23 protein-coding genes and 1 pseudogene are annotated in these 24,024 nt (G+C 68.4%); 13 read left to right on the forward strand and 11 right to left on the reverse strand.

The annotated features are described in order from the left end of the window. Positions 1-7 precede the first annotated feature (7 nt). From G3W89_RS05625 to G3W89_RS05640, 4 genes are read right to left on the reverse strand one after another with little or no spacing between them, the layout of a single operon-like run. Positions 8-1,216 carry a CaiB/BaiF CoA transferase family protein gene (locus G3W89_RS05625; protein WP_162573165.1) on the reverse strand — a complete coding sequence of 403 codons (1,209 nt, stop codon included), beginning with the start codon at positions 1,214-1,216 and terminating at the stop codon, positions 8-10. Further along, positions 1,216-2,184, reverse strand: a complete 969-nt coding sequence (locus tag G3W89_RS05630) for a Bug family tripartite tricarboxylate transporter substrate binding protein (protein WP_162573166.1) — start codon at positions 2,182-2,184, stop codon at positions 1,216-1,218. Before G3W89_RS05630 ends, G3W89_RS05625 begins: the two co-directional genes overlap by 1 nt. Then, positions 2,181-3,362 carry an acyl-CoA dehydrogenase family protein gene (locus tag G3W89_RS05635; RefSeq protein ID WP_232076359.1) on the reverse strand — a complete coding sequence of 394 codons (1,182 nt, stop codon included), beginning with the start codon at positions 3,360-3,362 and terminating at the stop codon, positions 2,181-2,183. The genes G3W89_RS05630 and G3W89_RS05635 overlap by 4 nt, the downstream gene beginning before the upstream one ends. Beyond that, positions 3,359-4,522, reverse strand: coding sequence for an acyl-CoA dehydrogenase family protein (locus G3W89_RS05640; RefSeq protein ID WP_162573167.1), 1,164 nt, complete (start codon positions 4,520-4,522; stop codon positions 3,359-3,361). The genes G3W89_RS05635 and G3W89_RS05640 overlap by 4 nt, the downstream gene beginning before the upstream one ends. A gap of 98 nt (positions 4,523-4,620) precedes the next feature. On the opposite strand from G3W89_RS05640, the gene G3W89_RS05645 reads away from it, so the two are divergent. Continuing rightward, entirely contained in the window at positions 4,621-5,445 is an 825-nt protein-coding gene (locus tag G3W89_RS05645) for an IclR family transcriptional regulator (protein ID WP_232076361.1), read from the forward strand. Positions 5,446-5,539: 94 nt separating this feature from the next. Here G3W89_RS05645 and G3W89_RS33620 read toward each other — a convergent pair whose 3' ends face one another. Together G3W89_RS33620 and G3W89_RS05655 are read right to left on the reverse strand one after the other, a co-directional pair. Continuing rightward, complete coding sequence (locus G3W89_RS33620; protein ID WP_443083195.1) at positions 5,540-6,001, reverse strand: oxidoreductase C-terminal domain-containing protein; 462 nt, start codon at positions 5,999-6,001, stop codon at positions 5,540-5,542. Continuing rightward, positions 5,925-6,668 (reverse strand): annotated as a pseudogene (locus G3W89_RS05655) (NAD(P)/FAD-dependent oxidoreductase); the annotation flags it as partial. The gene G3W89_RS33620 and the pseudogene G3W89_RS05655, both read right to left, overlap by 77 nt. Here G3W89_RS05655 and G3W89_RS05660 point away from each other — a divergent pair. Continuing rightward, positions 6,558-6,833 carry an FCD domain-containing protein gene (locus G3W89_RS05660; protein ID WP_162573170.1) on the forward strand — a complete coding sequence of 92 codons (276 nt, stop codon included), beginning with the start codon at positions 6,558-6,560 and terminating at the stop codon, positions 6,831-6,833. The pseudogene G3W89_RS05655 and the gene G3W89_RS05660 overlap by 111 nt on opposite strands. A 99-nt stretch (positions 6,834-6,932) precedes the next feature. On the opposite strand, the gene G3W89_RS05665 is transcribed toward G3W89_RS05660, so the two are convergent. Next, a complete protein-coding gene (locus G3W89_RS05665) occupies positions 6,933-7,973 on the reverse strand; it encodes a LysR family transcriptional regulator (protein ID WP_162573171.1) in 1,041 nt (346 codons plus the stop codon). A 100-nt stretch (positions 7,974-8,073) separates the two neighbouring features. Here G3W89_RS05665 and G3W89_RS05670 point away from each other — a divergent pair, with 100 nt between their 5' ends. The 3 genes from G3W89_RS05670 to G3W89_RS05680 all read left to right on the forward strand — a co-directional run bounded on the left by G3W89_RS05670 (position 8,074) and on the right by G3W89_RS05680 (position 10,765). Next, the gene (locus G3W89_RS05670) at positions 8,074-8,727 is read left to right on the forward strand and encodes an NAD(P)-dependent oxidoreductase (RefSeq protein WP_162573172.1); all 654 of its coding nucleotides are present in this window, start codon (positions 8,074-8,076) and stop codon (positions 8,725-8,727) included. Between the two features lie 161 nt (positions 8,728-8,888). Beyond that, positions 8,889-9,587: an HAD-IA family hydrolase gene (locus G3W89_RS05675; RefSeq protein WP_162573173.1), complete on the forward strand. Its 699-nt coding sequence runs from the start codon at positions 8,889-8,891 to the stop codon at positions 9,585-9,587. Further along, positions 9,584-10,765 (forward strand): M20 aminoacylase family protein, encoded by a 1,182-nt coding sequence (locus G3W89_RS05680; protein WP_162573174.1) that lies wholly within the window; start codon positions 9,584-9,586, stop codon positions 10,763-10,765. Before G3W89_RS05675 ends, G3W89_RS05680 begins: the two co-directional genes overlap by 4 nt. Positions 10,766-10,826: 61 nt before the next feature. Here the strand turns inward: G3W89_RS05680 and G3W89_RS05685 are convergent, their stop codons facing one another. The 4 genes from G3W89_RS05685 to G3W89_RS05700 form a co-directional block, all read right to left on the reverse strand. Continuing rightward, positions 10,827-11,321 (reverse strand): Lrp/AsnC family transcriptional regulator, encoded by a 495-nt coding sequence (locus G3W89_RS05685; protein WP_162573175.1) that lies wholly within the window; start codon positions 11,319-11,321, stop codon positions 10,827-10,829. A gap of 79 nt (positions 11,322-11,400) precedes the next feature. Next, positions 11,401-12,804 (reverse strand): aspartate aminotransferase family protein, encoded by a 1,404-nt coding sequence (locus G3W89_RS05690; RefSeq protein ID WP_162573176.1) that lies wholly within the window; start codon positions 12,802-12,804, stop codon positions 11,401-11,403. Positions 12,805-12,946: 142 nt separating this feature from the next. Next, on the reverse strand, positions 12,947-13,882 hold the full coding sequence (locus tag G3W89_RS05695; RefSeq protein WP_162573177.1) for a 2-hydroxyacid dehydrogenase: 936 nt from the start codon (positions 13,880-13,882) through the stop codon (positions 12,947-12,949). 13 nt (positions 13,883-13,895) lie between these two features. Continuing rightward, the gene (locus tag G3W89_RS05700) at positions 13,896-14,774 is read right to left on the reverse strand and encodes a GNAT family N-acetyltransferase (protein ID WP_162573178.1); all 879 of its coding nucleotides are present in this window, start codon (positions 14,772-14,774) and stop codon (positions 13,896-13,898) included. 369 nt (positions 14,775-15,143) lie between these two features. On the opposite strand from G3W89_RS05700, the gene G3W89_RS05705 reads away from it, so the two are divergent. From G3W89_RS05705 to G3W89_RS05740, 8 genes are all read left to right on the forward strand, one after another. Then, entirely contained in the window at positions 15,144-15,500 is a 357-nt protein-coding gene (locus G3W89_RS05705; protein WP_162573179.1) for a cupin domain-containing protein, read from the forward strand. Between the two features lie 226 nt (positions 15,501-15,726). Then, complete coding sequence (locus tag G3W89_RS05710) at positions 15,727-16,392, forward strand: haloacid dehalogenase type II (RefSeq protein ID WP_162573180.1); 666 nt, start codon at positions 15,727-15,729, stop codon at positions 16,390-16,392. Between the two features lie 22 nt (positions 16,393-16,414). Beyond that, positions 16,415-17,707, forward strand: a complete 1,293-nt coding sequence (locus tag G3W89_RS05715; RefSeq protein ID WP_162573181.1) for an NAD(P)/FAD-dependent oxidoreductase — start codon at positions 16,415-16,417, stop codon at positions 17,705-17,707. Between the two features lie 39 nt (positions 17,708-17,746). Then, a complete protein-coding gene (locus G3W89_RS05720; protein ID WP_162573182.1) occupies positions 17,747-19,369 on the forward strand; it encodes an ABC transporter substrate-binding protein in 1,623 nt (540 codons plus the stop codon). Positions 19,370-19,409: 40 nt separating this feature from the next. Beyond that, positions 19,410-20,366, forward strand: coding sequence for an ABC transporter permease (locus G3W89_RS05725; protein ID WP_162573183.1), 957 nt, complete (start codon positions 19,410-19,412; stop codon positions 20,364-20,366). Positions 20,367-20,377: 11 nt separating this feature from the next. After that, a complete protein-coding gene (locus G3W89_RS05730; RefSeq protein WP_162573184.1) occupies positions 20,378-21,283 on the forward strand; it encodes an ABC transporter permease in 906 nt (301 codons plus the stop codon). Then, positions 21,283-22,911 carry an ABC transporter ATP-binding protein gene (locus G3W89_RS05735; protein ID WP_162573185.1) on the forward strand — a complete coding sequence of 543 codons (1,629 nt, stop codon included), beginning with the start codon at positions 21,283-21,285 and terminating at the stop codon, positions 22,909-22,911. The genes G3W89_RS05730 and G3W89_RS05735 overlap by 1 nt, the downstream gene beginning before the upstream one ends. An 11-nt stretch (positions 22,912-22,922) precedes the next feature. Next, complete coding sequence (locus tag G3W89_RS05740; RefSeq protein WP_162577343.1) at positions 22,923-24,011, forward strand: tartrate dehydrogenase; 1,089 nt, start codon at positions 22,923-22,925, stop codon at positions 24,009-24,011. The last annotated feature ends 13 nt before the right edge of the window (positions 24,012-24,024 follow it).

Below are 24,024 nucleotides of genomic sequence, written 5' to 3' on the forward strand. Positions count from 1 at the left end.
CTTCTCGTCAGATCACCCGTCGCAGGCCCAGGCGCTCCAGTTCCTCCGGGCCGACGCCAAGCGTGCCGTACACCGCCGCGTTGTCCTGTCCCGTGCGCGGCCCCACGGCCGGGACGCCGGGCGTGCGACCGACGAAGCGTGGAACCACCGCCGGTGCCGGTATTGCGCCGAGTTCCGGGTCCTGGAGCTCGATGAGTGCGTTCCGGGCGCGCAGATGCGGGTCTTCCAGCACGTCCGCAATGGAATACACCTTGCTGAACGGCACCTCGTGGCGCTCGAGCCTGGCAGACAGCGCCTGCAGCGGCAGGCTCGAACACCAAGCGGCGACGATGTCGTCGATCTCCACGTGGTGCCTCGTGCGGTTCACGTTGGTGCTGAATCGCGGGTCGATCGCCAGGGAGGGCTGCTCCATGGCCGAGCAGAGACGCACGAAGATCGGATCGGACGAGCCGACCAGCGTCACCCAGGCGCCATCCGCGGTCCGGTACACATTGGAGGGCGCGGTGTACCCGGCGCGGGAGCCGGTGCGATCGCGCGCAGCCCCGGAAAACCGGTACTCCGCCGCGAGCGGGTCGAGCAGGCGGAGCAAGGCTTCGGTCGCCGAGAGGTCGATCTCCGAGCCGCGCTGTTCCTCGCGCGGCATGGCGTTGCGCTCGGCCAGCGCGGTGGCGATGGCGAATGCGCCGAACAGGCCCGCGATGGCATCCCCGAGCGGATAGTTCATGTGCTGCGGCGGCCCGGCGGCCTCGCCGCTGAGGTGCGTGAACCCGCTCATGGCCTCGAAGATGCGCGCGAAGCCGGGCTTGCGCGCGTAGGGCCCGGTCTGACCGAAGCCGGTCAGCCGCAGGACGATGAGCCGCGGATTGCGGGTGTGCAGCGTTGCCAGGTCGAGGCCCCAGTTGTCCAGCGTGCCGGTGCGGAAGTTCTCCACCAGCACGTCGAAGCCCTCGATCAGCCGAAGGAACAGGTCGCGCCCCTCGGCTTGCCGCACGTCGAGCGAGATACCTTTCTTGCCGCGGTTGGCGGTCTTCCAGAACAGCGCGTGACCTTCGTGCACGGGCGCCAGGCCTCGCAGCGCGTCGTTGCCCTGCGGCAGCTCGAGCTTGACGACCTCGGCGCCCATGTCGCCGCAGAGCGTGGACGAAAACGGCGCCGCCAGGACGGTCGCCATGTCCAGGATGCGGATGCCGCGAAGCGGATATTCGCTCTGCTGCATCAGTTCGTCTTCAGTTCAACCGCCTTGAGCACCGGGTCCCATGCTGCTTTGTCGGCCTTCAGGCGTTCCTTGAAGGCGGCTGCACTCGGGTTGAGCGGGGTGGCGCCGAGCTTCGCCAGCTTCTCCTTCATGGTGGGCGTCGCCAGGACCTTCGTCAGCGCCCGGTTGAGCGTGTCCACCACGTCCCTCGGCGTGCCCTTGGGTGCGACGAGCCCCATCCACAAGCCCGCATCGAGGCCCGGCAGGCCCAGCTCGGCGAATGTGGGGACGTCGGGCACCGAGGCCGAACGCGTCTTGCCGGTCTGAGCCAGGATGCGGATCTGCCCGCCTTGCATGTACGGAAGAGTGCCGCCGAGGTTGTTGCACATCACCGGGATATGGCCGGCCATCAGGTCGTTGACGGCCGGGGCGTTGCCCTTGTAGGGCACGTGCTGCAGCTGGGACTTCGTCTGGTGGTTCACCATCTCGCACACCAGGTGCGACGGAGTGGCTACGCCGGCGGAGCCGAACGACAGCGAGCGGGGGTTGGCCTTGTCCGCCGCGATCAGGTCAGAGAGCTTCCGGTACGGCGTCCTGGTGTTGACAGCGATCACGTTGGGCAGGTCGGCCACGAGCCCGATGCCCACGAAGTCGTCGACCGGACTCCACTTGAGATCCTTGTGCACGTAGGGAAGGAACACGTTGGTGAGCCCGGCCATCAGGATGGTGTAGCCGTCGGGCTGCGCCTTGGCCACGAACTCCGAGCCGATGAGGCTCCCGGCACCCGCCTTGTTCTCGACCACGATCGGCTGCCCGAGTGCGGCGCCGAGGTCGACCGCGAGCGTGCGCGCCACGAGGTCCGTGCTGCCCGCGGCAGGGAATGGGACGATCAGCTTGATCGGCTGCTCGGGATAGGCGGCCAGGGCGGCGGTGGCAACGAGCGTGGCGGACAGCGCCACGACGGCGCGGCGGATTCGGTGGGGGTTCATCGGATGTCTCCTTGTCTGGATGAGAGAAACCGGCGCCCGAGCGTGGCCCTGTGCAGCTCGGAGGCGCCGTCGTAGATGCGAAAGGGCCGCAGCTCCCGCAGAATCAGCGAGACGGGAGCGTCCTCGGACATGCCGAGCGCTCCCATCAGCTGCGCGGACCGGTCGGCGACGCGGTACAGCGCCTCCGACACGAACACCTTGGCCATCGCGGACTCGGTCTTGACGGGCAGGCCCGCGTCCATGCGCGCGGCGCAATCGAGCGTCATCAACCGGCTGGCGTGCAGGTCCATGTGGCAGTCGGCCACCATCGCCTGCACCTGCTGCAGATCGGCCAGGCGCTCGCCGAACGAGCGCCGCTCATTGACGTAGTCCTGGGCGAGTTCGAGAGCGCGGCGCGCGCGTCCCAGCAGGCGCATGCAGTGCGAGAGCCGCGCAGGCTCGAGCCGTTGCTGCGCATAGGCGAATCCCTCGCCGGCTTCACCGAGCACGGCCTCGTCGGTCACGAAGCAATCCGCCAGCTCGATGTCGCCATGGCCGCCGATCGCATAGGGATCGATGGCGGGGATGGCACGCAGGAGCCGGAAACCCGGGTTCGAGGTCTCGACGATGAACTGCGTGGGCCCGGCGTCCGTCGTCGCGAGCACGATGGCGAAACTCGCCCCGACCGCGCCGGTGATGAACCACTTGCGCCCGTTGATGACCCATCCACCCGGCCGGCGCTCGGCACGCGTGGCCAGCATCGACGGATCGGACCCTGCGCCGGGCGCCGGCTCCGTCATGGCGAAGCACGAACGGATCTCCCCGGCAGCGAGCGGGCCGAGATAGGCACGCCGTTGGCCCGCGCTGCCCTGGCGCAGCAGGCTGATCATGTTCGGCTGGTCCGGCGCGGCGCAGTTGAGTGCGCCGGGGCCCAGGTAGCTGCGGCCGGCCTCCTCCAGGACCACGCTGCGCTCGACCCAGCCGAGACCGAGCCCGCCGTGCTCGCGCGGCAGCTGGGGAAGATAGAGGCCCAGGCTGCGTGCGATGGGCCGCAGCTGCGCCAGCGCGGTGTCCAGGGCACGTGGGTCGTGCACATGGGCCCGGGTTTCGAGCGGTATGGCGTGCTGCGCCACGAAGTCGCGCACTCGCCGGCGCAACTCGGCCAATGCGGGATCGCGCTGTACGTCCATGAGGTTCATCGCCGGCTCGCCTCGTGCTCGCGCAGCGTCAGCTTGGCGATGTTCAGCTGGTGGATCTGGCTCGTGCCTTCGTACAGCCGGAACAGGCGCACGTCGCGGTAGTAGCGCTCGATGGGGCTGAAGTCCGCGATGTAGCCGGACCCGCCGAACATCTGCACGCACCGGTCGGCCACGCGCCCGCACATCTCGGAAGCGAAGTATTTGCACATCGAGGCGGCAAGCGCGACGTCCTCGCCGCGGTCGCGCGCGCGCGCAGCCTCCAGGATCATCGATCGGGCGGCAAAGATCTCGGTGCGGCAGTCGGCGATCATGGCCTGCACCAGCTGGAAACCGGCAACGGATTGGCCGAACTGCTCTCGCCTCGACGTATGCGCCACCGCCAGGTCCAGCATGCGGATGGCCGGTCCGGTGCACAGCGCGGCCAGGTGCAGCCGCTGCTTGTTGAGCACCTTCATCACCGTCTGGAACCCGACGCCTTCCTTCTCGCCGATGACTTGGCCCGCCGGCACGCGGCAGTCCTCGAAGACCACGTCGGACACGGGCGAGCCGGCCTGGCCCATCTTGCGGTACGGCTCGCCGGTGCGCAGGCCGGGGCCACGTTCCACCAGGAACGCGGTCAGCCCTGCGTGACCGCGCGTGTCTTCCGCGGTTCGAGCGACCACGGTGAAGACGTCGGCGACGGGCGCGTTGGTGATGAAACGCTTGGTGCCGTTCAGGACGTAGTGGTCTCCTTCCCTGCGTGCAGTGGTCTGGATGTTGGTGGCGTCCGAGCCTGCATCCGGCTCGGTCAGGGCGAGGCAGCCGGTGAGCTCGCCATGCGCCATGCGCGGCAGCCATTGGGCCTTCTGCGCCTCGGTGCCGTCGGCAGCAAGTGCCTCGGAGCCGATGCCGGTGTTGGTGCCGACGCGCGCACGCAAGGCCACCGAGGACTGCGAGAGCTCCATCGCGCACAGGACCAGCTCTTCCGCGGTGAGGCCCAGTCCCCCGTACGCCTCGGGAATGCTCCAGCCGAAGAAGCCCTCGCGACGCAACTCGTCGACAAGGGCGCACGGGATCTCACCGGCCCGGTCGACCTGGTCTTCGAGCGGGTGCCAACGTTCGCGCACGAAGCGGCGGGTGCGGGCGAGCAGGACCTCGAGGCTTGCTTGATCACGAATCATGCGGCGCACTGTAGGCCGGGGAGTCCCCCATACCGAACATGCGTTTCAAATATTGAAACGACGATTCGACTTTTCTCCTGATCGCCGAGAATTGCCTCATGCGACAACCCCGCGCCGTGCACCAGCTCAAGGACCAGAAGGATCTCCGACGGGTGCGCGAGGACGACCCGAACTTCTCCGGGACCCTGGCCAAGGGACTGATGATTCTGCAGAGCTTCGTCAGGGACCCGCGCGCTCACGCCAACAGCGAATTCGCCGAACGCCTCGGCTTGCCGCGGCCGACTGTCAGCCGCCTTTGCCGAAGCCTGCAGGCACTCGGCTTTCTCGACCACGACGATCGGCTCGATCGTTACTTCATCGGACCGGCCGCGGTGACATTGGGCTACCCGTATGTCATCAACACGCCGCTGCTCGCGCAGCTGCGGCCTGCGCTGCAATCAACGGCCGACCGCTTCGAAGGCGCGGTATCCGTGGGTGTGGCAATGGACCTCGACGTGGTGTACGTCGAGACGTGCGCGCATGAGCACGGCACGCTCAAGCGGCCCGGCGTCGGCGCCGTGCGTGGCATCGCGGAGACTGCGATGGGCCGGGCCTGGCTTGCACAACTCACGGCGGCGGAGCGCAACCGCTTCCTGGCGCGCGCGCGGCAGGAGCGCGCCGACGAGTATTCGCGCAGCACGCAAGGCCTGAAGGACAGCCTGGCCAACTACGGCAAGCGCGGCTTTGCCATCAACATGGGCGATGCCGGGCTCGGCGTGCTCGCTGTAGGCGTTGCTTCGAACATCCGTTATGGATCGAGGCGTCTGCTGTTCAACTGCGCGGTTCCGGGCTACCGGGCCAAACCCGCGGACCTCCTGAAGACGATCGGTCCCAGCCTGGTGCAGCTGGTGAACATGGCGGATCGCCAGGTGGGATTGAGGTAGCAGCCCAAAAGCCGGAATCGCCGGCCACGGTGGGCAACAGTGTGCCTTGCCGATCCGTTGCAGAGTTGAATCAGCTGCCGTCTCGACGAAGCGCTCAATGAACACCGAAGACTTCTTGCGGCAGTTCGGACCTTCGCAGATCGAGGCGCTGCGTCAGGAGCTTGCGAAGCCGCCGCATTTCACGCGGCTTGTTCATGCCGATGGCACCGACCACCAGGTCGCCTCTCAGGTGAACGAAGAGCCGCTCGCCTTCGCTCGACTGAGCGGCCAGCACTGCGTCGCTGCACACCGGCGCGCCGAGCACCTGCAGGTTCATGTCGTATTGATCCGACCCAGAACCAGGGCGGGGCCCCGGGATCGGGCGCATCGGGTTCTGCGGCGCCGGCGGCCAGGGCCGCCATATGCATCGCGGCACTCTCACCCTGGCGGTTGGCGTTCTCCCAGGTTTCGATGCGAAGGGAATCGTCATGCCAGAGGCACGCCTGCTCGGCGACGTCGCCGGCTGCATAGATCTCCGGAACCGAGGATCTGCAATGGCGATCGACCACGATGCCATTGCGAATCAGAAGGCCCAGTTGCTGCGCCAGGGAGGTGTTCGGCGTGATTCCGATGCCCACCACGACCGCGCCGACCGAGAACGCCGACCCGTCGGACAGTCGCGCGCTCCGCACCTCCCGGTCGCCCTCCAGGCCGACGACGGAAGTCCGGAGTCGAAGGTCCACGCCACGCGCAGTGTGAAGTGTCTCGAGCAGGTGCGCGGGCGCTGAGGGAAGCGTACGGCTGCACAGCTGTTGTGCCGGCTCGACGACAGTGACCTCGACGCCCGCTCCTCGCGCGGTGGCGGCCACCTCCAGTCCGATCCAGCTGCCTCCGACAACCAGCAGCCGCAGACGCATCTGCGCGCATCGCTGGATGGATTGCCTCAGTGCGGCGGCATCGCTCGCGCGACGCAGGCAATGCACGTTGTCCAGATCGGCGCCCGGCAAGCCCAGGCGGCGCGGCATTCCGCCGGTGGCGATCAGCAGGAAGTCGTACTGCAACGCCGTGCCGTCATTGCAGGTGATGGTTCTGGTGCCCTTCGACGCGCACGGCATAGGTGGCCAGGTCACGTCATGGAGATGCTCGACCGGCAGCCCTTTGCGTCCCCCAGCGCGATGCTGCCCATGCAGTCGTCCATGGAGGAAGGTCACCAGTGGATGAAGCAGGCGCACCGCACCCACCATTCGCTGGTGCAGGCGATCGAACGAGGGCAGGGCTCGCGCGCACAGGCATTGGGAGAAGAGCATGTCGAGATCGCCCGCATGAACCTCGACTACGCGCTGGAACGCCCGGAGCTCGCCGCTGAACTCATGCCGGGCATACGACTGGTCGGCAAGACGCGAGGCTGAGCAGCGGATCGGTCGCCGACCCGTTCGTCACCGGTCGCCGCTAGCCACCTTGCCGCGCCAACCCTCGGGCCGCTCGCCGGGCGGGTTGCGGCGCGGCCGTCAACGCGCTGGCGCGGCCTTGACGATGCCTGCGTTTGCGTCAATGGTTCCAGGGAGCATCGCGAAATGCCGTTTGAGGTAGTTCACCGCGGCGCTCACCTTCGCAGCCTGACCTTCGCGCCGCGGCGTCATCGCCCACACAGGCATCGACGGCAGCCTCCACGGCGCCAGCACCTCGACGAGCATGCCGCGTTGCAGCGAGGGCAGCACGTCGGCGCGCGCCAGCCGCGCGATGCCGAGGCCGTGTTCGCACATCTGCTGCAGTGCGATCGCGTTGTTGCTGGCAATGCGTGCCTCGACGTGCACGCGCTGGTGCTGTCCATCCGCGGCGTACAGGTCCAGCGGCATCGACTCCGCCTGCGACGTCGACATCGCCCGCTTGAGCGCGCCGCGCCGAAAGCCGTGTGTTCCAACGCCTTCCGGCGCGACGAAGCTCTCCTGCGGTGTCTCGATCGATGCTTCCCGCCAGAATGCCAGCCACTGATGCGCGGGGAGTTCTTCCGGGCCAACCGGCGCGCCTCGGCGCTCGAGGTATGCGGGCGAAGCGCAAAGCACGGTCCCGAAGTCGCACAGCCGCCGCGCAACCCAGCTCGAATCGGCGAGCCGTCCCACGCGGACGGCGACGTCGATGCGCGCGTCGATCAGGTCGATCATCGCGTCGTCCACCAGCAGGCGAAGTCGCAGCTGCGGCGCCTCGGCCAGCAGGGGCGCGAGCGCCGGTGCGATGTGGTTCGCGAACCCCACCGGCGCGGACACCCGAAGCTCCCCGGTGGGTGCATCGCGCGCCTGCTGCAGCGACTCTGCCGCCGCGCGCGCGGCCTCCAGCAGGCGCTTGCAGTGGGGGTAGTAGCGCTCGCCGGCTTCGGTCAGCGCGAGCTTGCGCGTCGAACGGTGCAGCAGCGTCACGCCGCCTTGCACCTCGAGCGTCCGGATCACCTGGCTCACGGCCGAAGGGCTCATGCCCAAGCGCCGCGCCGCCGCGCTCATGGAGCCGGCCGCCACGGTTTCGGCGAATACCGCCAGCGGCTTCAGATCGTCCACTTATAAGCTCCGCTTCAAGTTCATAGCGATGGGCCCTGGCTTATCGAACCGGTGGGCGCTGGCTATCGTAGCCGTCGACAACAACTCGCTGGAACAACTCATGAAAATCGCTTTGATCGGTGCCTCCGGATTCGTCGGCACCGCCGTTCTCGCCGAACTCCTCGCGCGCGGCCATCACGTCACCGCGCTGGTGCGCGACCCCGCCAAGCTCCATCCGCGCCCCGACGTCAGCCCTTTGGCGCTGGACGTGAACGACGTGGACGCGTTGGCTGTCGCCCTGCGCGGCCACGATGCGGTGATCTCCGCGTTCAATCCCGGCTGGGACGTCGAAGGCCTCTACGACAAGTTCATGCAAGGTGCCGCTGGCATCAACCGCGCCGTCGAGGCCTCGGGCGTCAAGCGCCTGCTGGTCGTCGGCGGCGCCGGCAGCCTGTTCGTCGCGCCCGGCGTGCAGGTGGTCGACACGCCCGAGTTCGCATCGCATGTGCCCCCCAACGTCGTACCCGGCGCGAAGGCGGCGCGCGACACGCTGACCGCGATGCGCGGCAACACGGCGCTCGACTGGACCTTCCTGAGCCCTGCTGCCATGCTGGCGCCGGGCGAGCGCACCGGCAAGTACCGCCTCGGCGGCGAAGACCTGCTGCTCGAAGACGGCAAGCCCGCCGGCATTTCAGTGGCCGACCTGGCCGTTGCCATCGTCGACGAAATCGAGCAACCCAGGCACCTGCGCGCGCGTTTTACCGTCGCACGTTGAGCTGGGCACCGCAACGCGGCAAGGCCACGGAAGAACATTCCGCTGGCGCTCCGACAACGAAATCTTGTGCCGCGGCGCGGACCCACTTCGGTTCAGCGGCGCAGAGGGCGGCCCCTATGCTGGTGGCAACGGCATTGCCGTCATCACTGGAGCTCTTCAACATGTCCCTGCAAGATTTCAAGGTGCTCACCTTCGACGTCGTCGGCACGCTGATCGACTTCGAGGGCGGCATGCTCGCCTACCTGCGCTCCGCGGTACCGGAGGCCCGCGTGACGGACGAGGACTTCCTCGCCACCTACCGTCACGCGCGCGCCGACGGCAACGCCGGCTGGTACCCCGACGATCTGGAGCGCTGCTGGCATGCCATCGCAGCGAAGCTGGGCCTGCCGGACACCGGCGCACTCGCGCAGGGCCTGCGCGATTCGGTGGCGCAATGGCCCGCCTTCCCCGATTCGGTGGAAGCGTTGAAGCGCCTGCGCAAGCACTTCAAGCTGGTGACCATGACCAACGCGCAGCAGTGGGCACTGGCCCACTTCGACAAGACCCTGGGCTCGCCCTTCGACATGCTGCTGAGCTGCGACGACGCGCTGTGCGAGAAGCCGGACCCGCGCTACTTCGCCTACGCCCGCGGTCGCTTCGAGGGTGCCTGGGGCTACAAGCAGGCTGACAACCTGCACGTCGCGCAAAGCCAGTACCACGACATCGGCGTGTCCAAGCGGCTCGGTATCGCCACGTGCTGGATCGAGCGGCGCCATGGGCAGAAGGGCTCCGGCGGCACGCTCGAATCCGAGCACACAGTACCCGACTATCACTTCCACACGCTGGCCGCGCTGGCCGACGCTGTCGAAGCCGCGCGTTGAGCCCGGACGTGATCGCCGCGCCGGTCGCCGACCTGCTGCCCGAGCTGATTGCACTGCGACGCGATCTGCACGCGCACCCGGAGCTCGCCTTCGAGGAACGGCGCACGGCTGGTGTCGCGGCACAGGCGCTGCGCCTGCTGGGCCTCGAGGTGCACGAAGGCGTGGGCGGCACCGGCGTGGTGGGCACGCTGCGCTGCGGCAGCGGTTCGCGAAGTGTCGGCTTGCGCGCCGACATGGACGCGCTGCCGATGGTCGAGCTGGGGCGCCCCGCCCATGCCAGTCGCACGCAAGGCATCCATCACGGCTGCGGCCATGACGGCCATACCAGCATGCTGATCGGGGCCGCGCGCCAGCTGGCACGCACGCGGCACTTCGATGGCACCGTGCACTTCATCTTCCAGCCGGCCGAAGAGGGCAAGGGCGGCGCGCGCGCCATGATCGGGGACGGCCTGTTCGAGCGCTTCCCCTGCGACAGCGTCTACGCGCTGCACAACTGGCCCGACCTGCCTCTCGGCAGCGCGCAGACGCGCGCCGGCCCGATCATGGCGGCGGCCGACCGCTTCGACATCGTGCTGCGCGGCCGCGGCGGCCATGCCGCGCAGCCGCATCACACGCCCGACGCCATCCTCGCGGCAAGCCAGCTCGTCGCGCAACTGCACACCATCGTCTCCCGGCGGATCGATCCGGGCGAATCGGCGGTGCTCTCGGTCACGCGCATCGAGGGCGGGCACAGCCACAACGTGCTGCCGGCGGAGGTCTCGATCACCGGCACCGTGCGCAGCTTCGATCCCGCTTCGCAGGACCGCATCGAGGCCGCATTGCGCGCCACCGTCGAAGGCGTGGCGCTGGCGAGCGGCGTGACGGCCGATCTGCGCTATGTGCGCTACTACCCCGCCACGCTCAACACGCCCGAAGAAGCAGCGCTCGCGCTCTCTGCGGCCCGGGCGGTGGGCCTGGACGCGGGCATGGCGCCGCGTCCAGCCTTCACCTCCGAAGACTTCGCCTTCATGCTGCAGCGCCGCCCGGGTGCCTACCTGTGGCTGGGGCAGGGCAGCGCCCACCCGGGCCCGGACGGGGAGCGTGCGCTTCACCATCCTTGCTACGACTTCAACGACGACGCGCTGGCACCGGGCGTGCGCTGGCTGTGCGAAGTGGCCGAGCGTGCACTCGCGGGATGAGCACCTCCACCTCGGCCTTCAAGCCGATGCATGAGCATCACCGGGGTGAACTTGCTCCCCGTCACCGCGGGTTGGGGAACAGCTTTTCGATCGGGCAGTGCGTCTTGATGAAGGGCGACTTGATCACGATGTAGCTGAAGTACTTCGCGATGCCGATGTTGCGTTCGAGCAGCTCCTCGACCACTTCCTGGTAGTGGTTGACGCCGCGCGTGAGGAAGCGCAGCAGGTAGTCGTAGCCCCCGCTCACCAGATGGCATTCGAGCACCTCGTCGACGTCGCGGATCGCGGCCTCGAAGCGCACGAAGTCCTCGCGATGGTGATCCTGCAGCGTCACCTCGGTGAACACGGTCAGCGTGTCGCCCAGCTTCTCCAGCCGCAGGTGCGCGCCGTAGCCGGCGATGTAGCCGGCCTGCTCCAGCCGCTTGACGCGAATCAGGCAGGGGCTGGGCGACAGGCCCACCGCATCGGCGAGGTCCACGTTGGTCATGCGGCCGTTCTTCTGCAGCTGGGCGAGGATGCGCAGGTCGAGTCGGTCGATCTTGAATGCTTCTGACATGGGTGGTGCCGATGAACGCGGAGAACTCGATTCTGCGTCTGCCGTGGCGCGCCGAGTCCAGTGTTCTCCCTTGTCCTCCTCAGCCCGCCAGCGCAGCGCGAACGTCGGGTGCCTGGAGCACCTCGTCGAGCGTCTTGCGCAGCCGCACGAACATCTGCGCGAACTCGTCCTCGGTGAAGGTGAGCGCCGGCGCGAATCCGAGAATGTGGTCCGCGAAGGATCTGAACACCAGGCCGTTGCGGTAGCCCGCCGCGAAGATGCGGTCCGACAACCCGAGCGACGCGTCGAAGCCGCGCTTGCTCGCCTTGTCGCTCACCAGCTCAAGCGCGCCGAGCAGGCCGCGGTGGCGCGCATCGCCCACCAGCGGGTGCGCATGCAGCGCGTCGAGTCCGGCCGCGAAATGCACGGCGCCGCGCTGGCCGTTGGCGAGGACGCCGCCTTCCTCGTACAGCCGCAGCACCTCGAGGGCGACCGCGGCGCTCACCGGGTGCGCCGAATACGTGGCGCCGTGGCCGATCGATGCGCCGGCCGGCGCACCGTCGGCAATTCCTGCATAGACCTGCTCCGACATCAGCGTCGCGCCCATCGGCGCATAGCCCGCGGTCAGGCCCTTGGCCACGGTCATGAGGTCAGGCTCCACACCTTCGGCGCCGCACGCGAACATGGGGCCGGTGCGGCCGAAGCCCGTGATGACCTCGTCCACCACGAAGAGGATGTCCAACTCGCGCGCGGCCTCGCGCATCGCCTTGAGCCAGCCCTTGGGCGGCACGATCACGCCGCCGGAGCCCTGGATCGGCTCGCAGAAGAAGGCCGCCACGTTGTGCGCGCCGAGCTCCGCGACCTTGGCCCGCAGCGACGCCACCGAGCCCGCGATCAGCGCCTGCGCATCGGCGCCGTCGGCCTGGCGGTACGGGTTGGGCGAGGGGATGTAGTGCTGCGTGGCCAGCGGCAGGTCGAACCCACGATGGAAGGCCGGCAGCGCCGTGAGCCCCGCGCCGGTGGACGACGAGCCGTGATAGCCGCGCTCCAGCGCGATGAAATGCTTCTTCGACGGTTTGCCGATCGCGTTGTAGTACTGCACGATGAAGCGCACCGCGGCATCGACCGAGTCGGAGCCGCCCAGCGTGAGGTACACGCGGGTCAGCGAGGCGGGTGTGATCTGGACCAGCTTCTCCGCCAGGCGGATGGCAGGCTCGCTGCTGAAATGGAAGTAGCCCGTGGCATACGGCAGCCGACGCATCTGCTCGGCCGCGGCCTGCACCACGCTCTCTTGCCCATAGCCCACGTTCACGCACCACAGGCCTGCGAAGGCGTCGAGCAGTTCATGGCCGTTGGCGTCGGTCAGCCAGGCGCCGCGGCCCGAGGCGAGCACGGTGGGGCCGCGCTCCTCGTGCACGCGCCAGGGCGAGACAGGGTGGATGAGATGGGCGCGGTCGATCGCGTCGAGCGCGGCCTTGTTGGGCAATGCATTGGGGTGTGTCATGAGGGGCGTTGGTCGAGCCGTTGGATGTCCAAAGCTTAGGCCGCGCGTCCCTCATCGGGGTGCTGCATTGAGGGTCTCGTGCGAAGCAGGCTGCGGTTGTGCGCGTCGCGACAGCAGATCCTGCCGTCGTGCATGAAGGGCCTCAATACCCCCGCGCGCGATCGACGAGCCCGATCATCGGCTCGCCGTCCTCGAAGCGCCGCAGGTTGTCCAGGACCACCTCCGCCGCGCTCAACGGCTGCGTCACGCTCGCGATGTGCGGTGTGAGCTGGATGTTGGGATGGCGCCAGAAGGCATGCGCCGGCGGCAGCGGCTCGGGGTCGGTCACATCGAGCACGGCATCGCCGATCTGGCCGCAGGCCAGTGCGGCCAGCAGGTCTGCGTCGACCAGTTGCGGCCCCCTGCCGACATGGACCAGCGCTGCGCCGGAAGGCAACATCGAGAACAGCCGCGCATCGAGGAAGCCGCGCGTTGAATCGGTCAGTGGCAGCAGGCACACGAGGATCTCGGTGCGCGCGAGGAAAGCGGGCAATTCGTCGGTGCCCGCATGGCACTGCACGCTGTCGACCGCGTGCCGCGAGCGGCTCCATCCCGCGCAGTCGAAGCCCAGGCTCACCAGTTGCGCCAGCACCGCCTGCCCAAGCGAGCCGAGCCCCAGCACGCCCACGCGCCGCTCCCCGGCCGGCCGCACGGGCAAGGGGCGCCACTGGCCCTGCTGCTGCTGGCGCCGGTAGCGCGGCATGTCGCGATGCAGTCCGAGCACCGCATGCGTCACGTACTCGACCATGCCCTGCACGATGCCGGGCTCCACCATGCGCACCACGGGCAACGCGGGGGGCAGCGCGGCAAAGTCGAACTGGTCGACGCCAGCGCCCGAGGAAAACAACACCTCGAGGTTGGGAAAGCGCGAGCCCAGCGCCTCCGGCGGCTCCCAGGCCGCGAGGAAGCGCACACGCGCTGCGTCGCCGATGTCGGGCCAGATGCGGAAGTCGATCTCCGGCGCCCGGCGCCGAAACACCTCGGCCCACTGGCGGCCGCGCACCGGGTCGGATTTGTAAAGGAAGGTCGTGGTGCCCATTTCGCCTGCCCCTTCAGCCCATGGCCTGGGTCACGATGGCGAACAGGGCCGGGCCCTCCGGCGTCACGGCGAGCGGCGTGCCGCGCACCATCGTCGTCGGCGCATCCACGCCCGGCAGGCCGCTGCCCTCGAGCCATTCGGCCAGCCCGCTCGCGACGTCGATGTCGATGCGCGTGAAATGCCCTGCGTTCTGGCTGACGAGGTGCGCGATCATCGCCTTCGCGCCTTGGGCATCGGGTGCGACGACGGGGCCGATCGCGTGCCCGCGACCGAAACGGCGCAGCATGGCGAAGCCGCGCGGCGCATTGTCCTGGTCGAGCACCACGCAAGCATCGGCGCTGCCGAGCAGGTCGGCAATGAGTGCATCGCGCGGCATGCCGCGCGCGGCAGCGTCGAGCGCCTGCAGCGCCGATGCCTCGTTCAGGCCCGCGGGCCGCAGGCGCCAGCCCGGGCGCAGCGCGACCAGGGGCGCGGGTTGCGCAATCCCCTGGTGCTGGCGCAGCTCGCCGGTGCGCACGAAGCCCAGCCGCTCGTACAGTGCGCGGCCTTCGGGAGTGGCGTGCAGCAGCACGGTGTGTTCGTCGAGACCTTCGAGCAGCGCGCTCATCAACCGGTGGCCGATGCGTCGCCCCTGGCAGGCGGGCGCCACGATCACGAGGCCGATGGTGGCGTGGCGCGCGCCCCAGCGCCAGCGCTGCGCGGTGCCAACGATTTCGCCGTCGGACTCGACAACGATCCCTTCGGCATGCGAGAACGACTGCGCGAAGTCCGCCGGGCGGTGCGGCCAGCGCATCTGCGCCGACAGTGCGTGCGCAAACGGCAAGTCGTCGGTCGTCATCGGTCTCAGCACCACGCCGTCTGCGGTAGGTGCATCCAGGGTGCGATCAGGCATTGAAGAGGCTCTTTCTGCGAAGGAAGACGCCTTCATCTTGGACGACTTCGACGGCTCGCACCAGACCTGATGCGCGCTCCCAGTCAACTCGCAAGCTTCGCCTGCAAGGCGTGCCTGTTTTGCAATTCGCTGCGGCGACGGGCCTGCTTACGCATCTATATGCCGCGAGTCTCCAGGCAACGACTGCCATCCCTCTTCTGCAATCGGCCCGGGCAATCCCGATGCGGAGAGCCGGGCAAGCAGATTGCGCTTTGGCGCCAGCCAATCGCGCATTTGCCGCTGTTTTCGACGCCGGTTTCGGCACCCACGCGACGACACACAAACCTAGCATCAGTGCCGTGTTCCACCCCTCCTGAGAGTTCATTCTCCATGTCAAAGAATCTGCTTATCAACTTCAACTTCGACCAACTCGGCATCCCGCGCGAATACCGGCCGCCGGCCGAACGCGTCATCGAAGGCGACATCGTGTGCCGCAACTGGGACATCGACAGCGCCAAGGACGACAAGGTGCGTGCCGGCGTCTGGGAGTCGACACCCGGCGTCAACCGCTCCATCAAGGGCGAGACCTGGGAGTTCTGCCTGATCCTGTCCGGCGTGGTCGAACTCACCGAGGAGGGGCAGCCTCCGGTGACCTACAGGTCCGGGGACTGCTTCATCATGAAGCCCGGCTACACCGGCACCTGGCGCACGCTCGAGACCGTGCGCAAGGTATGGATCATGGCCTGAGCATGGCGCAGCCGCTGCCGCTTCAAAAGCGTGCGCATCAGCGACGCGCCGAGGTGCGTCGCTGCACACGCAAGGGGCAGACCGCACGGCATGCCGCGGCACCCCCTCCAAACCGCAGCTTCCGCGCGCCGCGTGCCGCATTTCCCTACAACCTCGATGCGACGGCATGCTGCAATCACGTCGTACTGAGCTTGTTGTGTTTGTCATCCAAGGAACCGAGACCATCATGACCATTCGTCCCAAGTACATCACCTTCGACTGCTACGGCACCCTCACGCGCTTTCGCATGGGCGACCTGGCTCGCGACATGTTCGCCGACCGTATCCCTGCCGAGCAGATGGAGCGGTTCGTCGCAGACTTCAGTGCCTACCGCTTCGATGAAGTGCTGGGCGACTGGCAGCCCTACGAAGTGGTGCTGAAGAACTCGTTGCGCCGCTTGTGCAAGAAGTGGAAGATCCAGTACCTCGACCACGAGGCGCAGAAATACTACGACGCGGTGCCGACCTGGACCCCGCATGCAGACGTCTCGGCCGGGCTCTCCAGGATCGCGAAGGAGATCCCGCTGGTGATCCTCTCGAACGCGTCGGACGACCAGATCCAGAAGAACGTGGCGCTGCTCGGCGCGCCCTTCCACCGCGTCTACACCGCGCAGCAGGCGCAGGCCTACAAGCCGCGGCTCAAGGCCTTCGAGTACATGCTCGACTCTCTGGGCTGCAACCCCGAAGACTTGCTGCACGTGTCCTCCAGCCTGCGCTACGACCTGATGTCGGCGGACGACCTGGGCATCGTCAACAAGGTGTTCGTCAACCGCGGTCACGGCCCCGGCAATCCGGCCTACCGCTACGTCGAGATCAAGGACATCGGCGGCCTGCCGGGCGTCGTCGGTCTCTGAAGTTCTGCGAGCGCACCACGCCATGAAGCTCGACTCCTACTGGACCGATTCGGCGCCCGCCTTCGCTGCGCAGTCGCGCGAGCTCCCGGCGCAGGCCGACGTCGCGATCGTCGGCGGCGGCTTCACGGGTCTGTCTGCGGCGCTGGCCCTGGCCAGGCGCGGCGCCAAGGTGGCGGTATTCGAGGCCGGCGAGCGTGTCGCGGCCGAAGCCTCGGGGCGCAATGGCGGCCATGTCAACAACGGGCTGGCCGTGGATTACGCCGAGGTGGCTGCCAAGTTCGGCGCCGAGCGCGCACGCGCCTGGTACTGCGCCTACGACGACGCGGTCGACACGGTGGAACGGCTGGTGCGCGACGAAGCGATCGACTGCGACTTCCTGCGCAATGGCAAGCTCAAGCTCGCCACGCGGCCGGGCCAGATGGCTGCGCTCGAACGCAGTGCCGAGCGCCTGATCGGCGATGGTGTCGACACCGATGTCGAGATCCTCGACGCGGCGCGCGTGCGGGACGAAGTGCAGAGCGACCACTTCCAGGGAGGGCTGCTCTACAGGCGCAGCGGCCAGATGCACATGGGCCGCTTCGCCCAGGGCCTGGCGAACGCGGCCGAGCGCAATGGCGCGCAGATCCACCTCGGCACCGGGGTGCAGCGCATCGAGCGCCTGGACCGGGGCCATGCGCACCGGCTCCACACCGGGCGCGGCACCGTCACTGCCCAACAGGTGCTGCTGGCCACCGGCGCGACGCGCCACGGCGGCTACGGCAGCTTCGGCTGGCTGCGCCGGCGCATCGTGCCGATCGGCAGCTTCATCGTGGTCACCGAGCCGCTGGGCGCCGAGCGCGCGCAAGCCCTGCTCGCGGCACGGCGCACCTACGTGACGGTCGCGAACATCCACCACTATTTCCGGCTCACCACGGACCACCGCCTGGTGTTCGGCGGGCGCGCGCGCTTCGCGATCTCCAGCCCGCAATCGGATGCCGCCAGCGGCGAGATCCTGCGCGCAGGGCTCGCCCGGATCTTCCCGCAACTCGGCAACGTGCGGCTGGACTACTGCTGGGGCGGCCTGGTCGACATCACGCAGGACCGCCTGCCGCATGCGGGCGAGCGCGAGGGCCTGTACTACGCGATGGGCTACAGCGGCCACGGCACGCAGATGTCGGTGCACATGGGCCAGCGCATGGCGGCCGTGATGGCGGGCGATGCGGGCGCCAACCCATGGCGCGACCACGACTGGCCCGCCATCCCCGGCCACCTCGGCCCGCCCTGGTTCCTGCCGGCGGTTGGCCTGTACTACACGCTCAAGGACCGGCTGGCCTGAGCGCCCCTTCATCATCGACCCACCAAGAGGAGACACCCCATGAACAGCACCAGCAACACTCGCTTCGAGACGCTCGTCGGTCCCGGCGAAAGCCTTCGCGTGATGGAGTCGCTCAAGCGCGGCGCCACGCGTCGCGACATCCTCGCGATGCTGATGGCCGGCGGCATGCAGGCCACGCTGGCCGGAGGCATCGCTGGCGCCGCGATGTCTGCCCACGCGCAGACCCCGAGAAAGGGCGGGCGCATCCGGGTCGCCAGCGCCACCGCCGCCGCCACCGACACGCTCGATCCCGCCAAGCAGTCGAACCAGACCGACTACTCGCGCTGCAACATGGTCTACAACGGCTTGACCTCGCTGGACGGCAGCCTGACGCCGCAGCCCGCGCTGGCCGAGTCCTTCACCACCAAGGACGCCAAGACCTGGGTCTTCACCCTGCGCAAGGGTGTGGTGTTCCACGATGGCAAGGCGCTCTCGCCGGCCGATGTCGTGTTCTCGGTGATGCGCCACAAGGACCCGGCCACCGCTTCCAAGGCCAAGGTGCTCGCCGACCAGATCGAAAGCGTCAAGGCCACGGGCCCGAACGAGGTGACTTTCGTGCTCAGCGCGCCGAATGCCGACCTGCCGGTCATCCTCGGCACCTTCCACTTCCAGATCGTCAAGGAAGGCACGACCGATTTCAATGCCGGCATCGGCACCGGCCCCTACAAGCTCAAGGAATTCAAGCCGGGCGTGCGCTCGCTGGTGGTGCGCAACGACGCCTACTGGAAGCCGGGCAAGCCCTACCTCGACGAGATCGAATTCGTGGGCATCGGCGACGAGAGCGCACGCGTCAACGCGCTGCTGTCGGGCGGCATGGACCTGGTGGGTTCGGTCAATCCGCGTTCGGTCGAGCGCGTGAAGGGAACCCCCGGCTTCGCCATCTTCACCACCCAGTCCGGCCAATACTCCGACCTCGTGATGCGCAAGGACGTAGGGCCCGGCGCCAACCCGGAGTTCGTGCTGGCGATCAAGCACCTGTTCGACCGCGAGCAGATGAAGAAGACCATCGCGCTCGACTACGCAGTGCTCGGCAACGACCAGCCGATCGACCCGACCAACCGCTTCTACTTCGCCGGGCTGCCGCAGCGCCCCTTCGACCTCGACAAGGCGAAGTTCCATCTGCAGAAGGCAGGCGTCACGGGCAAGGTGCCGGTGGTGGTGTCGCCCGCGGCACTCTACTCGGTGGAGATGGCCCTGTTGCTGCAGCAGACGGCGCAGCGCGCCGGACTGGAGCTCGACATCAAGCGCATGCCGGCCGACGGCTACTGGTCGAACCACTGGCTCAACAGCCACGTGGGCTTCGGCAACGTCAACCCACGCCCGAGTGCCGACGTGCTGCTGACCCAGTTCTTCCAGTCGGGTGCGGCGTGGAACGAATCGCGCTGGAAGAGCGAGAAGTTCGACCAGTTGCTGCTGGCCTCGCGCGCCGAGACCGACCTGGCCAGGCGCAAGCAGATGTATGCCGACATGCAGACCATGATCCACCAGGACGCCGGCATCGGCATCCCGCTGTTCCTCGCGAGCATCGACGGCCACACCTCCAAGCTCAAGGGCCTGTCGCCGATCCCGCTGGGCGGCCTCATGGGCTACAACTTTGCCGAGAACGTATGGCTGGAGGCATGACGGCTGCCCAGCCGCTCGCCTCCCCTCAAGGAGCACCGAGATGAACCACGTGATCCTGAAGCTTCTCGCCCAGCGCATTGCGCTGGCGCTGCTGTCGCTGCTGGCGGTGTCGGTCGTCGTCTTCGCCATCACTGCGGTGCTGCCCGGCGATGCCGCGCAGGAACAGCTCGGCCAGGACGCGACGCCCGAGACGGTCGCCGCGCTGCGCGCCCAGATGGGCCTGGATGTGCCGGCGCCCGAGCGCTATGCCAAGTGGCTGCTCGGCATGGTGAAGGGCGATCCCGGCCGCTCATCAACGACGCAGATGCCGGTGGCCGAGCTGGTTGCCAGCCGCCTGCCCAACTCGCTGCTGCTGGCGGCGGTGACGGCGCTGTTCTCGGTGCCGATCGCTCTCACGCTCGGTATCGCCTCGGCCGTGTGGCGCGGCTCTTGGTTCGACCGTGCGGCCTCGACTGCGGCGGTCGGGGTGGTGTCGGTGCCGGAGTTCCTGGTGGCGACATTGGCGGTGCTGGTGTTCGCGGTGCAGCTGCGCTGGCTGCCCGCGCTGTCCTTCGTCAACGACATCGAGTCGATCGGGCAGATGCTGCGTGCCTTCGCCATGCCGGTGCTGGTGCTGTGCTGCGTGATCGTGGCGCAGATGATGCGCATGACGCGTGCCGCGGTGATCGACCAGCTCGAGGCGCCCTACATCGAGATGGTGCGGCTCAAGGGGGCCTCGCCGATGCGCATGGTGCTGGCGCATGCGCTGCCCAATGCGGTGGGCCCGATCGCCAACGCGGTGGCGCTGAGCCTGTCGTACCTGCTGGGCGGCGTGATCATCGTGGAGACCATCTTCAACTACCCCGGCATCGCAAAGCTGATGGTCGACGGCGTCTCGCAGCGGGACATGCCGTTGGTGCAGACCTGCGCCATGATCTTCTGCTGCGCCTACCTGATCCTGGTGACGACGGCCGACATCTGCGGCATCCTCGCCAACCCACGGCTTCGGCACCGTTGAGGGGAGGCACCATGGAAACGTCCACCTCTGCCACGGTCGTGAGCGCCACGGCTTCCCTGGCGCTGGCGCCACAAGAACGCAGGCGCGGCCCGCTGCGCTGGCTCGGCGGCTTCGGGCCCTCGGGACTGCTCGGCCTCGCGGTGCTGCTGTTCTGGCTGCTCGCGGCGCTGCTCGGACCCTGGCTCCTCTCGCAGGGCACGGCGGTCTCGGGCACCTCGAACGTCTTCGCGCCGATCAGCGCAACGCACTGGCTGGGTACCGACTTCCTTGGCCGCGACATGCTGGCGCTCGTCGTCGAAGGCGCGCGCTACACGATCGGCGTCGCGCTGCTGGCCACCGTGCTGGCGAGCGGCACCGGCATCACGCTGGCGCTGCTGGCCGCCGCCAGCGGGCGCTGGACCGATGCGGTGCTCAGTCGCGGGCTCGACACGCTGACCGCGATCCCCAGCAAGATGTTTGCGCTGATCATGGTGGCCGGCTTCGGCTCCTCGGTGCCCATGCTGGTGGTCACGGCCGGCATCATCTACGTGCCGGGCGCCTATCGCATGGCGCGCTCGCTCGCCGTCAACATCAATGCGCTCGACTATGTGACGGTGGCGCGCACGCGCGGCGAAGGCACGCTCTACATCATGCTGCGCGAGATCCTGCCCAACATCGTGGGCCCGATGCTGGCCGACCTGGGCCTGCGCTTCGTGTACGTGGTGCTGCTGCTGGCGAGCCTGAGCTTCCTCGGCCTGGGCATCCAGCCGCCGGCGGCCGACTGGGGCTCGCTGGTGCGCGAGAACATCGGCGCGCTGGCCATGGGCGGCGCTTCGGTGATCGTGCCGGCGCTGGCCATCGCGAGCCTGACCATCGCAGTCAACCTCGTCATCGACAACCTGCCGGGCCGCACCGCCCGCGAAAGAGGAGCACGCTGATGGGCGCACCACTCACCGTCCAGGGCCTCAGCATCTGCGCCGGGGCGAACACGCTGGTCGACAGCCTGAGCTTCTCCGTGCAGCCCGGCGAGGTGCTGGCGCTGATCGGCGAGTCGGGCTCCGGCAAGACCACCACCGCGCTGGCGCTGATGGGCTATGCCCGCCACGGCTGCCGCATCTCGGCGGGGCGCGTGCAGATCGGCGCCACGGACGTGCTCGCGCTGGACGTGGCGCAGCAGCGTGCGCTGCGCGGCCGCACCGTCTCCTACATCGCGCAGAGCGCGGCCGCCTCCTTCAATCCCTCGCGCACGATCATGGACCAGGTGGTCGAACCGACCGTGATCCACGGCTTGTGCAAGCGCTCGGAGGCCGAGGCGAAGGCGGTGCAGCTGTTCCGCGAGCTGGCGCTGCCCGACCCGGAAACCATCGGCGACCGCTATCCGCACCAGGTCTCCGGTGGCCAGCTGCAGCGGCTGATGGCGGCGATGGCGCTGATCGGCGACCCCGAGCTCGTCATCCTCGACGAGCCGACCACCGCACTCGACGTCACCACGCAGATCGAGGTGCTGCGCGCCTTTCGCCGCGTGGTGCGCGAGCGCCGCGCCACTGCGGTGTACGTGAGCCACGACCTGGCCGTGGTCGCGCAGATGGCCGACCACATCCTGGTGCTGCGCGACGGCAAGATGCGCGAGCTCAACGCGACCGGGCAGGTCCTGTCGGCACCGGTGGACGACTACACCAAGTGCCTGCTGGCCGCCGCGCGCCCCGTGCCGCGTGCGTCGGCCAAGGCAGCGAACGACGACCCCGAGCTGCTGCTCGACATACGCCAGCTTTCGGCGGGCTACGGTCCGGTGGATGCGCAGGGGCGCCCGGCCATGCCGATCCTGCAGGACATCAACCTCCAGCTGCACCGCGGGCAGGCCATCGGCGTGATCGGCGAGTCGGGCTCCGGCAAGACCACGCTTGCGCGGGCGGTGGCCGGTCTCCTGAAGCCCAGCCAGGGCAGCGTGCTGTTCCGCGGGCACGCGCTCAAGCCGACGCTGCAGCAGCGCGACCGCGATGAACTGCGCCGCATCCAGATCGTGTTCCAGATGGCCGACACGGCGCTCAATCCTTCGCAGTCCATCGAGCGCATCCTGGCGCGCCCGCTGGAGTTCTACAAGGGCTTGCGCGGCGAGCCGCTGAAACGCCGCATCCGCGAGCTGCTGGACCTGGTGAAGCTGCCGCAATCCGTCGCCGGCCGCTTGCCGGGCGGCCTCTCGGGCGGGCAGAAGCAGCGCGTGAACCTGGCGCGCGCACTCGCGGCCGACCCCGACCTCATCCTCTGCGACGAGGTGACCTCCGCGCTCGACACCGTGGTGGCCGCGGCAGTGCTCGACCTGATGGCCGAGCTCCGGCGCGAGCTCGGCGTGTCCTACCTGTTCATCAGCCACGACCTGCACACGGTGCGCGCGGTGTGCGACGAGATCGTCGTCATGCAGCACGGCCGCAAGCTGGCGCAGGTGGCGCGCTGCGACTACGAGCGTGGGCCGCACCACCCCTATTACGAACTGCTCGCCCGTTCGGTGCCCGAGCTGCGCCAGGGCTGGCTGGACGACATGGACCGCATTGCCGCGGCAGCAAGATGATCAGAACCGAAATGACACCGACCTTCCGCATCGCATTGATCGCCGGCGATGGCATCGGCAAGGAAGTGATGCCCGAAGGCGTGCGCGTGGTGCAGGCAGCGGCAGCGCGCTTCGGTTTCGAGCTCGACTGCCGCACCATCGACTGGGCGAGCTGCGACTACCACGCCGAGCACGGCCAGATGATGCCGGACGACTGGAAGCAGCAGCTGAAGGGCGTCGACGCGCTGTACTTCGGCGCGGTCGGCTGGCCCGCCACCGTGCCGGACCATGTCTCGCTCTGGGGATCGCTCCTGAAGTTCCGCCGCGAGTTCGATCAGTACATCAACTTGCGCCCGGTGCGCCTGTTCGAGGGCGTGCCGTGCCCCCTCGCCGGCCGCAAGCCCGGGGACATCGACTACCTGGTGGTGCGCGAGAACACCGAGGGCGAGTACACCTCGCTGGGTGGCGTGATGTACGAAGGGACCGAGCGCGAGATCGTGATCCAGGAATCGGTGTTCTCGCGCCACGGCGCCGACCGCGTGCTGAAGTACGCCTACGAGCTCGCCCACGCGCGCCCGAGAAAGCGCCTGACGGTGGCGACCAAGAGCAACGGCATCGCGATCAGCATGCCCTGGTGGGACGGGCGCGCCGACGTCATCGGTCGCGACTATCCCGAGGTGCAGATGGACAAGCAGCACATCGACATCCTGTCGGCGCGCTTCGTGCTGCAGCCCACGCGCTTCGACGTGGTGGTGGCGAGCAACCTGTTCGGCGACATCCTCTCCGACCTCGGCCCCGCGACCACCGGCACCATCGGACTCGCGCCGTCGGCCAACCTCAACCCGGACCGCAAGTTCCCCTCGCTGTTCGAGCCCGTGCACGGCTCGGCGCCCGACATCTACGGCCAGAACATCGCCAACCCGATCGCGATGATCTGGTCGGGGGCGCTGATGCTGGATTTCCTCACGCAGGGGCAGGGCGCAGGGCGCGCCGCACATGACGCGATCCTCGGCGCGATCGAGGCGGTGCTGAGGGAAGGGCCGCGCTCGCGCGACCTCGGCGGCACGGCCTCGACCACCGAGATCGGCATTGCGATCGCCGAGCGCGTTGCCGCGGGCTGAACCTTTTCCACTC

The organism is Variovorax sp. PBL-H6, from assembly GCF_901827155.1.
Classification (GTDB): domain Bacteria; phylum Pseudomonadota; class Gammaproteobacteria; order Burkholderiales; family Burkholderiaceae_C; genus Variovorax.

Coding starts and splice junctions, on each gene's coding strand:
- G3W89_RS05625 (WP_162573165.1), bottom strand. CDS start 1,216: ATGCAGCAGAGCGAATATCCGCTTCGCGGCATCCGCATCCTGGACATG.
- G3W89_RS05630 (WP_162573166.1), bottom strand. CDS start 2,184: ATGAACCCCCACCGAATCCGCCGCGCCGTCGTGGCGCTGTCCGCCACG.
- G3W89_RS05635 (WP_232076359.1), bottom strand. CDS start 3,362: ATGAACCTCATGGACGTACAGCGCGATCCCGCATTGGCCGAGTTGCGC.
- G3W89_RS05640 (WP_162573167.1), bottom strand. CDS start 4,522: ATGATTCGTGATCAAGCAAGCCTCGAGGTCCTGCTCGCCCGCACCCGC.
- G3W89_RS05645 (WP_232076361.1), top strand. CDS start 4,621: ATGCGACAACCCCGCGCCGTGCACCAGCTCAAGGACCAGAAGGATCTC.
- G3W89_RS33620 (WP_443083195.1), bottom strand. CDS start 6,001: ATGGCATCGTGGTCGATCGCCATTGCAGATCCTCGGTTCCGGAGATCT.
- G3W89_RS05660 (WP_162573170.1), top strand. CDS start 6,558: ATGGAGATGCTCGACCGGCAGCCCTTTGCGTCCCCCAGCGCGATGCTG.
- G3W89_RS05670 (WP_162573172.1), top strand. CDS start 8,074: ATGAAAATCGCTTTGATCGGTGCCTCCGGATTCGTCGGCACCGCCGTT.
- G3W89_RS05675 (WP_162573173.1), top strand. CDS start 8,889: ATGTCCCTGCAAGATTTCAAGGTGCTCACCTTCGACGTCGTCGGCACG.
- G3W89_RS05685 (WP_162573175.1), bottom strand. CDS start 11,321: ATGTCAGAAGCATTCAAGATCGACCGACTCGACCTGCGCATCCTCGCC.
- G3W89_RS05690 (WP_162573176.1), bottom strand. CDS start 12,804: ATGACACACCCCAATGCATTGCCCAACAAGGCCGCGCTCGACGCGATC.
- G3W89_RS05695 (WP_162573177.1), bottom strand. CDS start 13,882: ATGGGCACCACGACCTTCCTTTACAAATCCGACCCGGTGCGCGGCCGC.
- G3W89_RS05700 (WP_162573178.1), bottom strand. CDS start 14,774: ATGCCTGATCGCACCCTGGATGCACCTACCGCAGACGGCGTGGTGCTG.
- G3W89_RS05705 (WP_162573179.1), top strand. CDS start 15,144: ATGTCAAAGAATCTGCTTATCAACTTCAACTTCGACCAACTCGGCATC.
- G3W89_RS05710 (WP_162573180.1), top strand. CDS start 15,727: ATGACCATTCGTCCCAAGTACATCACCTTCGACTGCTACGGCACCCTC.
- G3W89_RS05715 (WP_162573181.1), top strand. CDS start 16,415: ATGAAGCTCGACTCCTACTGGACCGATTCGGCGCCCGCCTTCGCTGCG.
- G3W89_RS05720 (WP_162573182.1), top strand. CDS start 17,747: ATGAACAGCACCAGCAACACTCGCTTCGAGACGCTCGTCGGTCCCGGC.
- G3W89_RS05725 (WP_162573183.1), top strand. CDS start 19,410: ATGAACCACGTGATCCTGAAGCTTCTCGCCCAGCGCATTGCGCTGGCG.
- G3W89_RS05730 (WP_162573184.1), top strand. CDS start 20,378: ATGGAAACGTCCACCTCTGCCACGGTCGTGAGCGCCACGGCTTCCCTG.
- G3W89_RS05735 (WP_162573185.1), top strand. CDS start 21,283: ATGGGCGCACCACTCACCGTCCAGGGCCTCAGCATCTGCGCCGGGGCG.
- G3W89_RS05740 (WP_162577343.1), top strand. CDS start 22,923: ATGACACCGACCTTCCGCATCGCATTGATCGCCGGCGATGGCATCGGC.